This is a genomic window from Prevotella jejuni, assembly GCF_900187995.1.
Taxonomy (GTDB): domain Bacteria; phylum Bacteroidota; class Bacteroidia; order Bacteroidales; family Bacteroidaceae; genus Prevotella; species Prevotella jejuni.
Window position 1 is genome coordinate 14,619 of record NZ_FZNZ01000002.1, and the last position, 12,329, is coordinate 26,947.

A 12,329-nucleotide genomic window follows, 5' to 3' on the forward strand; every position below is an offset into this window, starting at 1 on the left:
CACCTTTCCTTTTGCTTGCCATCGGTTTTCTTTCAGCTTATCAATCCTAAACAGAAATCTAAAGTAGCGTCTAAGCGCTGCCTACATTTAGTTTTCTATCATCTTACCGACACTAAACAGAAACTTAGGATAGCGTGTAAGACACGCTTACAGTTAGTTTTCTATCGCCTTATCAATCAACGAGAAAAACATTACCTTTGGTTTTCTTCATCCCAATCCACCTCTTTTCTTCGAATTATTTTCATGAAAAAAAATATTTTTCTTCATGAAAAAAAATATTTCTTTTCACGTAAATAAATATTTCTCTTCATGAAAAGAAATCATAAAAGACAATGGGTTCGGTAGGAAATAGACGTTATGAATGTTGTAAATCACCATGTATAACCATCGAATAAACATCTTCCTATACGTTCGCCAACCATCGTTTACAAGTATTATAGTCCTTATCACAAAGTTTATTCCTCGTTATTCAACCAAGATGCCACAATCCAACTCGAGTTGTGTTTGGGCTAAACAACAACGATAAAGACTACCGACACGCAAGGAAAAGATTGTTAGAAGACCGTGAAAACCAAGTTTTATCCATCCTCATAGAGCGACAGTTCATTAGCCATGAATTATCACCAATCTGTCACTATGCAAACGATTGCATATAAATTGATATAAATCATGTGTATGGGTGTTGCTTTTTCTAATTAATATTATTATCTTTGAAGCAAAATAACTACCCAACTCTATGAACATACAATTTCACATAGACTACCAGACCTATTACGGTCAAGACCTTGTCTTAAACATCATTACAGGTCATCATAACGGGGCTGTTGAGGCCTCACAGTACAGAATGCGCACGTCAGACGGCTACCACTGGGAGGTAGAAGTGAAGAAGGACGCTAAGCCTGGAACGCATATTGAATATTACTACAGTATTCTCTGTGGCGATAACGAGCAGCGGAAGGAATGGGGCGTACTCCATCATAAATTAGATTTCGATACAGAACGCAGCCTGACCTATCGTGTTTACGACCACTGGAGTGACATTCCTGACAACGCTTACCTCTACACCTCTGCCATCACCGATTGTGTTGTTGGTAAGAAGGTAGCTAAATGTAAGCTTAATAACTATAACAAAGCTGTCACACTGAAGGTGCGTGCACCACAGTTAGGAGCTACCGATGAGCTCTATCTCGTTGGTGCTGAACCTGCATTGGGTGCTTGGAATGTGAAGAAAGCACTCAAGATGGTACAGCATAACATCAACGAGTGGAGTTATACCTTAGATGCTTCAAAACTCGTTGGAGACCAGATTGAGGTGAAGTTCCTCATTAAGAACAATGATAATAATGAGAATATTGTATGGGAATACAGCGACAATCGCACCTTGACATTGCCTACAATGGAGGAAGGCGACGTTGTTGTATATGAGTTGGCAGAAGCTGCTTTCCCACTCCCAGCCGTTCGCGTTGCAGGAACATTGGTCCCTCTCTTCTCTCTCCGTTCGCAGACAAGCTTCGGTATTGGCGACTTTGGCGACTTGAAGAAGATGATTGACTGGGTGAGTATGACCCATCAGCGGGCTTTGCAAATTCTTCCTATCAACGATACAACTATCACACATACTTGGACTGACTCCTATCCTTATAGCTGTATCTCTATCTTTGCCCTCCATCCTCAGTATGCTGACCTTACCTCACTACCTGAGTTGAAGGATAAGGAACAGCGTGAGAAGTTTGAGAAACTGCGTAAGGAGCTTAACGCTCTACCACAGATTGACTACGAGCGAGTGAACGATGCGAAGACAGAATACCTCCGTCTGCTCTTTGAACAGGAAGGAGAAAAGGTGCTCGAAAGCAGTGCTTTCAAGACTTTCTTTGCTGAGACAGAGAGCTGGCTCGTACCTTACGCACAGTATTCATACATGAGAGACAAGTTTGGCACAGCCGATTTCTCTCACTGGCCAGACCATAAACAATGGGACGAGGCCGACCGTAAGGCTCTGTCTAACCCTAAGGACAAGGCATATAAAGAGGTGGCTTTCTTCTATTACGTACAGTTCGTACTGAGTAGTCAGCTCAAAGCAGTACACGAATACGCACAGGCTCACAAGATTATCCTTAAGGGTGACATCCCTATTGGCGTCAATCGCTATGGCTGTGACGTATGGACAGAACCACGCTACTTCAACCTTAACGGTCAAGCTGGTGCTCCACCTGATGATTTCTCAGTAAATGGTCAGAACTGGGGGTTCCCTACTTACAACTGGGATGAGATGATTAAAGACGGATGTCAATGGTGGGTAAGACGCTTCCAGAATATGGCGAAATACTTTGATGCTTACCGCATCGACCACGTTCTCGGCTTCTTCCGCATTTGGGAAATACCTATCCATTCGGTACACGGCCTACTTGGTCAGTTCTCTCCAGCACTCGGTATGAGCCGTGAGGAGGTGGAAGGCTACGGTCTACATTGGCAGGAGGAACTATTCACAGAACCATTTATAACAGACTGGGTGCTCGACCGTATTTTCCGTGAGCATGCTGAGGAGGTGAAACAAAAGTATGTTGAACACGTATGGGGCGACAGATATAAGATGCGTCCAGCCTTTGATACACAGCGAAAGGTGGAGAAAGCATTTGCTGGTAAGACCTCTGATGTAGATATCTGGTTGCGTGATGGACTCTACGCTTTGATTAGTGACGTTCTCTTCGTTCGTGATCACAAGGATCCAAACCGCTTCCATCCACGCATCAGCGTACAGTTCGATTTCATTTACGAGACACTCTACGATAGTGATAAGGCTATCTTTAATAAGCTCTACAACGACTACTACTATCGTCGTAACAACCAGTTCTGGTATCAAGAGGCAATGAAGAAACTACCTAAGTTGGTCAATGCAACTCGTATGCTTGTCTGTGCAGAAGACTTAGGAATGGTTCCTGATTGCGTGGCATGGGTGATGAACGAGCTTCGTATCCTCAGTCTTGAGATTCAAAGTATGCCTAAGAACCCGAAGGTGCGCTTTGGCTATCTCAGTGAGAACCCTTACCGCAGCGTTAGCACCATATCTACTCACGACATGGCTACCCTACGTCAGTGGTGGGATGAAGACTGGGAACGTACGCAAGACTACTTCAACAGCATGCTACATCGTGGTGGTCCTGCTCCTCACCCATTACCAGGTTGGTTGGCAAGAGATATCGTTAGCCGTCACCTGACATCCCCAAGTCTACTCTGCATCCTCGGTATTCAAGACTGGATGAGCATTGATGAGGAATTGCGTCTGGCTGACCCTAATGCCGAGCGTATCAATGTTCCGTCTAATCCAAAGCATTACTGGCGTTATCGTATGCACGTTAGTATTGAAGACTTGATGAAGAATAAGACATTCAATGAGCAGATAACAGACCTGATCTATCAGGCTGCTCGCTAATAAGAATAGGTGATGATGGCCGTTATAATTCCTTATAACGCTCCATCATCACTTATCACTAAACACCCAACACTAAACACCCAACACTCAACATCCAATGAAACTCAAATATAACATAGCGGCTTCTGTGGCCGCTTTTATACTCTCACAGAGCGTTGCTGCACAACAACGCTTTAACGAGATGACGTATTCTCCTAACGAAACGACCTTCCGCCTTAACGCTCCCAACAAACCAACGCTTCGCCTTTATGAGTCAGGAAGAGGTGGAAAAGCCTACAAGAAGATTAAACTTACACAGAATGGCGATAACACATGGACTACTACTGTGAAGGGAGACCTCAAAGGTAAGTTCTATACCTTTGATATCGGACATGGCGAAACACCTGGTGTCTTTGCCAAGGCCGTAGGCTGTAATGGTGGACGTGGTGCCGTTGTAGATATGAAGGAGACGAACCCTACAGGCTGGGAGACCGACCGTCGTGTGCCAACTAAGAGTCCGGCAGACCTTATCATCTATGAGTTGCATCATCGTGACTTCTCTATTGACCCCTCATCGGGCTTGATGCACAAGGGTAAATACCTTGCTCTGACTGAGAAAAAGGCTATTGACTATTTGAAGAAATTGGGTATCAACGCTGTACATATCCTCCCTTCGTTCGACTTTGCTTCGATAGATGAATCCAAGCCTGACGTCCCACAGTATAATTGGGGGTATGACCCATTGAACTATAACGTACCAGAAGGTAGCTACTCATACGATGCCAATCTGCCAACACGCCGTATATTGGAGTTTAAACAGATGGTACAAGCATTGCACAAGGCGGGTATCAGGGTAATCCTCGACGTTGTTTATAATCATACCTTCGACCTTACTAACAGCAACTTCGAGCGTACCTATCCTAAAGCCTACTATCGATACAAAGCTGATGGCACTCCTTCTGATGGCACGGGATGCGGCAATGAGACGGCAAGTGAGCGCCCTTTGATGCGTGAGTATATGTTGGAATCAATGAAATATTGGGTGAATGAGTATCATATCGATGGTTTCCGCGTTGACCTTATGGGTGTGCATGACATTGAGACAATGAATGATATACGTCGTGAACTTAATGCTATCGACCCAGAGATATTTGTCTATGGAGAGGGATGGAGCGCTGGTACGTGTGCTTACCCTCACGATAAGTTGGCTGTAAAAGCTGCTATTCCACAGATGCCTGGTATTGCAGCTTTCTCTGATGACATCCGTGATGCCTTGCGTGGACCGTTCTCTGACGACCACAAGCCCGGTTTCCTTGGTGGTATTACAGGCTTAGAAGAGAGCTTGAAGGCAGGTATTGCTGGTATGATAGATCACCCACAGGTAGACTACTCGAAGGTGAACTATTCTAAGAAACCATACGCTCTTGAGCCAACCCAGATGATTTCTTATGTCAGCTGCCACGACGACATGTGTCTTGTCGACCGCCTGAAAGCGTCTATTCCAGAGGCTGAATATGACGAGAATGAGCTGATTCGTCTGAATGAACTTGCCCAAACGGCTATCTTCACATCGCAGGGTGTACCTTTCATGCTCTCTGGTGAGGAGATGCTACGCGACAAGAAAGGGGTGCATAACTCATTTAATTCACCTGACAGTATCAATCATCTCGATTGGAATAACCTCAAGACTTATCCGCAGGTATTCAACTATTATAGTGGACTCATCAACCTTCGCAAGGCACATCCAGCCTTCCGATTGGGCAAAGCCGACCTCGTTCGCAAACATCTTGAGTTTCTTCCCGTACAGGACTGCTTGGTTGCCTTCCGTCTAAAAGACCATGCTGGTGGGGATAAATGGAAGGATATATACGTCATCCTCAATGCCAATAAGGAGCTTCGCACCGTCAATATACCTAAGGGACAGTACACTATCGTGTGCGCTAATGGCGAGGTGAATGAAGCTGGCTTAGGTCAGATGGAAGGTGGTGAGGTAATGGTTGATGGCCAGTCTGCCCTTATCCTCCACAACTAAGAAGCTGACCTCTCCCCCACTCCTCCCACAAAAGGAGGAGCGCTGAGCATTCAGCAGATTATTAATAGCTGTTAGGAATATTGGCCTTATTGGCTCTATTAGACTAATAAGGCCAATAAGCTCAATCCAACAGCAGAACAAATCACCTATTATAAACCTCTAACAAATGACGAACTATCCTACTCTTTCACACTTTCAAAAGATTTGGAAGACGCTTTTATTCTTACTTCTTTTATCAACATCTATGACCGCTCAGAATAGTACGGCAGCTCCTAAGAAAGCCAACAACCGCACAGCTTCACCCGACGTAACACGCATTGACCCTACTAACTGGTTTGCTGATATGCAGGACCCGACGCTGCAGCTGATGGTGTATGGCAAGGACATTAAGTTTGCAGACGTCACAACAGACTATCCTAACGTAAAAATTGACTCGCTCGTACGCCTCGACTCACCTAATTACCTCCTTGTTTATCTCAACTTAAAAGGGGCGAAACCGGGTGAGATAAACCTTACCTTCTCTAATAAGAATGGTAAGAAGACAATTAGGAAGTACCAATTAAAGGCACGAGAGATGGCTGGGACGGATCGTAAGGGCTTCGATATATCGGATGTTCTGTATATGTTGATGCCTGATCGCTTTGCGAATGGTAACCCAAAGAATGACGTAATCAAAGGGATGGAAGACCAGCTCTGCAACCGCAATGAGCCAAGTCTTCGACACGGAGGCGACCTTGAAGGACTCCGTCAACACCTCGATTACTTCACTGACCTTGGTGTTACTGCCCTCTGGCTCACCCCAGTATTGGAGAATGATCGCCCTGCCGATAATGGTAAAAACAGTACTTACCATGGCTACGCTACGACCGACTACTATCGTGTTGACCCTCGCTTCGGTACGAATGAGGAGTATAAAGCCCTCGTTAACGAATGTCATAAGAAGGGACTAAAGGTAGTCATGGATATGATCTTCAACCATTGTGGAGACTATCACCCATGGGCTAAGGGTACACGCAGTGATGAAAACGGCAAGACAATCAAAGACTATCCATCAAAGGACTGGTTTAACAGTCCTAACTATGGGCTGCAAACAAGCTACAAGCTTACTCCTGTCCTCGACCCATACGCCAGTAAAGTAGATATGGCAGAGACTGTTGACGGATGGTTTGTACCCTCTATGCCTGACCTCAACCAGCGCAATCCACACGTTATTAAGTATCTGATTCAGAATTCTATTTGGTGGATTGAAACCGTAGGTATCGATGGAATCCGTATGGATACTTATCCCTACGCAGACCGACAAGCCATGGCTGATTGGATGAAGGTCCTCAACAAGGAATATCCTAACTTCAACACCGTTGGCGAAACATGGGTAACAGAACCTGCTTATACGGCAGCTTGGCAGAAAGACAGCAAACTCTCTGACATTAACAGCAATCTAAAAACGGTGATGGACTTCGCCTTCTTCGATCGTCTTTCGCAGGCAAAGAACGAGGAAACAGATGATTGGTGGAAGGGATGGAACCGCATTTACAACTCTCTCTGCTATGATTACCTTTATACTGACCCATCTTCTGTGATGGCATTCATTGAGAATCACGATACTGACCGCTACCTTGGCAACGGTAAGGACTCAACGGCTTTAAAGCAGGCGTACGCTCTCTTGCTGACAATGAAGCGTATTCCACAGCTCTATTATGGAACGGAGATTCTGATGAATGGTACGAAAACGGAAACAGACGGCAATGTACGACAAGACTTCCCTGGTGGTTTCCCTGGCGATAAGATCAACAAGTTCACACGTGAAGGCCGTACCAAAGCCGAGAATGCTATGTTTGATTGGACCAGCCGCCTACTCCATTGGCGACAGAACAACGATGTTATCAACAAGGGAACACAAACACAATTCATCCCTCACCATGGTGTTTACGTACTCGCCCGACAATATAATGGCAAAACAGTCCTCACCATCCTCAATGGTAAGAAAGCTGACAACCAAGTCGATGTAGCCCGCTATGCCGAAGTAATTGGTTCACATACCACTGCAACCGATGTCCTTACAGGTGCTACTGTAGACCTCACAAAGAACATTCCTTTGGTACAACGACAAGCAATGGTGCTCAGCTTCTAACTTTAAAACGTCGAATAAAAGCCAAAACGAATATAAACTTCACACTAAACAACAAAGACTATCGGAGTTCCCGATAGTCTTTGTTGTTTCTATTCACTAAATCAGAACGTAACAGTCAGACCCACAGAGAGAGCGGTTTTGCCTTGATAGACGCGTCCATGTTCCACATCATCGCCAAAAGTCTTGAAGAGATTCTGCCGCACCTGCCCATAAAGTCCGAATGTCTCACTGAAGTTATAGCGTACACCTGCCTGCAAACCAGCTGTTCGCAAGCCGACGGAAACACCACTATAAATATCCAGTACGGATGGTAGTTTCAGTACTTCAGCCCAATGATAGTTACCCGTCAAGCTGAAATCATACCCCATAAAGGCTCTATCACGTCCTTCGTCATAGTCCTTCACGTTGACATAAGTTAGCTGTCCGCCTACTGAAACAAAGTCGCTAAGCGCATAATCGCTGCCCAACTCTATACCAGACCGTCCTCCAACATTGGCATAACCTGCATAAACTTTAATATCTCCTTCTCCGTCCCACGCCTGTGCCTGTGCACTATGCGGAACACAAAGCAGACAACCAAGCAATAAAAGCCATTGAAAGAGGCGAAATTTATCTACATTTCTCATCATCTTCATAGCTCAATTATTTTATAGTGTACTTTGTAACAGCAAACACTTTACGGCGTTCACCAGTCTTAGTATTCTTCACCACCTGCGTTCCATAGACGAGGAAGTTATCTCCATACCAGTGCTGAGAGTTAGAATAACGCATCTTCTTAACATCTTCGTCTTCATTATCCGTTTCTATAATCTCCGACGTACGGTCTTGAATCACATTTCCATCCGCATTTCTAAAGAGTTTAGATACCAGTCTGTTCTTATCTGTAAAGAGAAGATTAACATTGTTACCCTTCATACTTGCAGAAACAAAATGCTTCACATACATCGGCATGAGGCGTGGCTCCATAGGGAAGCATTCGTCCCAAAGCAGATTACCTGCAACATCAAACTTTGCAAGAACAGCGTGTGTATAGTTGTAACCTGCGAAGGTTGTAATCATTGTATTACCAATCCAGGTTGTACGATAAACTGGATAGTAAGCCTCACCAAGATAGAAGTAATCCTTACCATCCGTCATAATGCGGTGAGAAGCCATCAGATACTTCAGCGAATACTCCTTACCAGCCTTCTCTGCCTTTTCCTTTCTGCGTTCAATCTTGGCTTGCTTACGGTCGCTCATATACTCCGTAAAGTTCTTCAACTTTAAGAAGTTATAGAACTTGATATTATTAAACCTATCGTCTTTCAGCTCTGAGAAGAAAATACCTTCAGCCCCACCTTTCTTCGACTTAGAGTAAGTTCCTGTGACAAAGAACCTACTTCCAGCCTTTGAGACTGATGCCGAGATGATTCGTTCGGCAATATCAGCAGTGAGATTGTTTGCTCCTAACTGATTGCCCTGCATATCCATACGAACCAGATAGACGTCGGTCTCTACTCCTACCAACGCATAGATAGTATTGTCTATCACGGTATTTTCAAGCACAAAGATATTCTTATCCTTCACTTTTGGGAAGTGAATATCAGTAAATCGACAGTTACCCGTCTTCAAATCAATGATGCCAATGCGGTCTAATTTTTTCTGTGTTGAACTGAAAACGACTGATCCATTCGCAATAACGAGATTTCTCATCGACCCTTTACGGGTGTATTCACCATCCGTTGTGGTTATTTTATGTGTTGTAGGATTGAAAGCAACGATCATAAACGAACCATCCTTCTGGCGCAAAACAGTATAAAGCACACCACTCTCAACCACATCTGAATAGAAATACATACCCTTATCAATCAATATTGAATCGGTACTTATCAGCTTCATGACGGTTGAATAAAACTCAGTCTTGAAGTAACGCTTACCCTCTTTGCTGTCCTTGGCAAACGACTGAATGACCAGTCCTTTGTCATCCACAGGCAACACGACCTGATCTTCATAGTCAGCACGGTGAGGATACTCTATTCTTCCTGTCACCTGAGCAGTCATACTCATCACCTGAGAGCACAACGCAATAACACATAATAGCAGAGTTCTCATAATTACTTTATCGTTAATAGTTAATGATTAAGATTGTCTTTATATTTTAAAAAGCTATCTAAAAGTTCGTTACACTATATAATTTTAGCACTCGTCTTCCTCCTTTTAGAGTTTTAACTTACTGAACACAAAAGTACATTTTTTATTGGATAGTTACAAATAAATCAAAGAAACTTTCACTGCCTCCTATTATTTTCATCCAAATTAACCTAATCTATTGACCATAAAGAGGTTTTGAAAGATTATTGCATACAACTTATTCACTCCTTAAAAAAGTTTTTTAATAGATATACAAGGTTTTCCAGAGCCATGTAATGATAAAGGCTCTCTAATAATAGATACTTATTCAAAGTATACAAGAATAAGTTTTATTTTTGTTTGCTGTCACATTTAACATTTCGTGTAAGCCTACTGTAAACTAAACAGTTGGATGATGACTTTGAATGACAGCAGTGACAGCAACTTTTGTTTTAGGTAAAAAGGGGTCTTATCGAATACGGACTCAGCGCATGGGCAGAGTTCTCTATTTTCATGGACACTTCAAACTATTTAGGGATACACGAAAGACACAAGTACTAAAGAATGATGACCATGCCAAATCAGAAATCGGATAACTCATCTATTGACACAACAGAGAGACAGTACAAACGTTCTTCTCGCTGCTTTTATACGTCTTTCTCCCTATTCAGCATCATACACCTTTAACAGTTTCATGAGTTTATTGAACTCGGAGGAGTATTTTACTCCGGTCTGTCCCCAGTCATATTGATATTGAACAGTCTTTCCCGGATAATAGAAATAAATGTAGAGTCCACCCAAATCACTGCAATAGTTGTTATCTTCTACAGCCACAATGTCCTTTGCAGTACCCTTGACGTATATATCGTCAATAAGATATTGCACTCGACGACCATTGGCGTCACTAAAACGAACAGTTCTGACAGTGTCTTTACCATCGTCAGATGCAAATACAGATCGCGTACATTTTGTTACAATACCATCCTTATATAACATCCAATAATCCTCCGTAAGATGTCTACTAAAGCCAGGATCACGTCCAATAAGAACGGAGTCATACGTGCTGAGTGTATCCTTTTTCTTGATACTACCTCGATTACCTTCTGTACAACTGACGACTGCGAAGGCAATTATTCCACATAACCATAATAACTTATTCATTCTTCCAAAGATTAAAAAGTCAACCGCTATCAATCTAACCTACTAACTATATCGGAACGTAAGACACTATAAAACGGTGCAACTATCAACTATAACCTTTCCTTTATGTACTATTCACAAAAGTAAGCATTAATATTCTTGTTTCCAAACATTGGTCAACAAAAGTTCGTCTTACCCATCTTTTCTATACGTGTTAGTGCTTAGCACATAGCGTGCGGAGGGTAAGCACCAATGGTGCGGAGTACTAACACGATGGGTGATGATGCTGAGGTGGATTCAAAAAGAGCGTTTTTAAAGAGGTAAAAAACAGAAGAGGGTGTGTCAAAATGCAAATTAATAACTTGACAACTTTCAATCTATAAGTAGGATTCTTCTAAAGGCAAAGAAAAGACCATTTCTTTACTCAAAATCGAGTATAGAAATGGTCATTTTTTATTGGATTGTTTCAAACTGTAAGATTATCAAAATGATATTTGCATTTTGACACACCCTCTTCTGTATCTTATTTAAGACTTGCTTACAGTCTAATTAGCCTATGATTGAAAGACAATATCAACTGTTGTCTTGCTCTTAACAGGCCTACCATTCTGCATAGCAGGGTTCCACTTAGGCATATTGTTAGTAAGACGAACAGCCTGTTCTTTGTAGTATTCAACGCAGTTGTCCAATACTCGCTTCTGTTTCTCAGCCTCCATCTTCATGAAATGCTTGCTTGTTCCCTTCACGTTCTTCACCTCTACGACGCGAGCACCAGTGACTGTGCCATCCATCTCGACGTTGAAGACGACAGTCATCTCGGCATGCACCTTTGAACGGAGCGACTGAATGCTACGCCGCTGACTCTGTGCAAAATAGTTATTAATAGCTTCCTGACCACCTTCAAAGGTTGGGAGCACCTCAGTCTTACTCACCTGTGGAGTCAGAGAAAGGGACTCCAACTTCGCTTTCAGCTTACTTATCTCAACCGTACCCATAACTATTTTACCCTCTGGGTCGATGAGATACATTGAAGGAATCCAATCTATCTTATACAACTTGTCGATAACTGTGTTCTTCCTAAACTTCTTCAGCTCGCTCACCTGTGTCCAGTGCATCTGATACTTACCCCAGTAAGTCTGCGCCCAGACCTCACGGTCGGTGTCAAAAGAGATACCAATAAACTGCACTCCATAATCACGGAACTGCTCGTAAAGGGCCTTCATAGCCGGAATATCACGTCGACAGTCTGGACACCAGCTTGCCCAGAAATCTAATACCACGTAGCTACCACGATACTGGCTCAACTTTATGTCCTTAGCATCGTATGTCTTCAAGTTAAACTCAGGCGCACGTGTGCCCGGCTTGAGCATATTCGTGGCATACTTAGCATCTAAATCCTTAGTCTGTTCGACGTTTGTTGTCTGCGCAAAAGCCATTGGTGCTGACATAAGAAACGCACTAACAATGGCTAAAAGAATTCTTTTCATATCTAATCTGATTCTGTTTTC

The 12,329-nt window shown here is 43.2% G+C and carries 7 protein-coding genes; 3 read left to right on the forward strand and 4 right to left on the reverse strand.

Translation table 11 applies throughout. The features are described 5' to 3' along the window. The first annotated feature begins 736 nt into the window (after positions 1–736). The 3 genes from CHB62_RS00725 to CHB62_RS00735 all read left to right on the forward strand — a co-directional run bounded on the left by CHB62_RS00725 (position 737) and on the right by CHB62_RS00735 (position 7,572). Positions 737–3,430 (forward strand): 4-alpha-glucanotransferase, encoded by a 2,694-nt coding sequence (locus CHB62_RS00725; protein ID WP_089365276.1) that lies wholly within the window; start codon positions 737–739, stop codon positions 3,428–3,430. A 97-nt stretch (positions 3,431–3,527) separates the two neighbouring features. Beyond that, positions 3,528–5,441, forward strand: coding sequence for a type I pullulanase (pulA, locus tag CHB62_RS00730; protein WP_089365277.1), 1,914 nt, complete (start codon positions 3,528–3,530; stop codon positions 5,439–5,441). A 244-nt stretch (positions 5,442–5,685) separates the two neighbouring features. After that, positions 5,686–7,572 (forward strand): glycoside hydrolase family 13 protein, encoded by a 1,887-nt coding sequence (locus CHB62_RS00735; protein ID WP_240616222.1) that lies wholly within the window; start codon positions 5,686–5,688, stop codon positions 7,570–7,572. A 101-nt stretch (positions 7,573–7,673) separates the two neighbouring features. Here CHB62_RS00735 and CHB62_RS00740 read toward each other — a convergent pair whose 3' ends face one another. From CHB62_RS00740 to CHB62_RS00755, 4 genes are all read right to left on the reverse strand, one after another. Further along, positions 7,674–8,207 carry a DUF6646 family protein gene (locus tag CHB62_RS00740; RefSeq protein ID WP_176414826.1) on the reverse strand — a complete coding sequence of 178 codons (534 nt, stop codon included), beginning with the start codon at positions 8,205–8,207 and terminating at the stop codon, positions 7,674–7,676. 7 nt (positions 8,208–8,214) lie between these two features. Continuing rightward, positions 8,215–9,663, reverse strand: a complete 1,449-nt coding sequence (locus CHB62_RS00745) for a hypothetical protein (RefSeq protein WP_089365279.1) — start codon at positions 9,661–9,663, stop codon at positions 8,215–8,217. 681 nt (positions 9,664–10,344) lie between these two features. Then, positions 10,345–10,842, reverse strand: coding sequence for a hypothetical protein (locus CHB62_RS00750; protein ID WP_089365280.1), 498 nt, complete (start codon positions 10,840–10,842; stop codon positions 10,345–10,347). A gap of 533 nt (positions 10,843–11,375) precedes the next feature. Further along, complete coding sequence (locus CHB62_RS00755; protein ID WP_089365281.1) at positions 11,376–12,308, reverse strand: redoxin domain-containing protein; 933 nt, start codon at positions 12,306–12,308, stop codon at positions 11,376–11,378. Positions 12,309–12,329 lie beyond the last annotated feature (21 nt).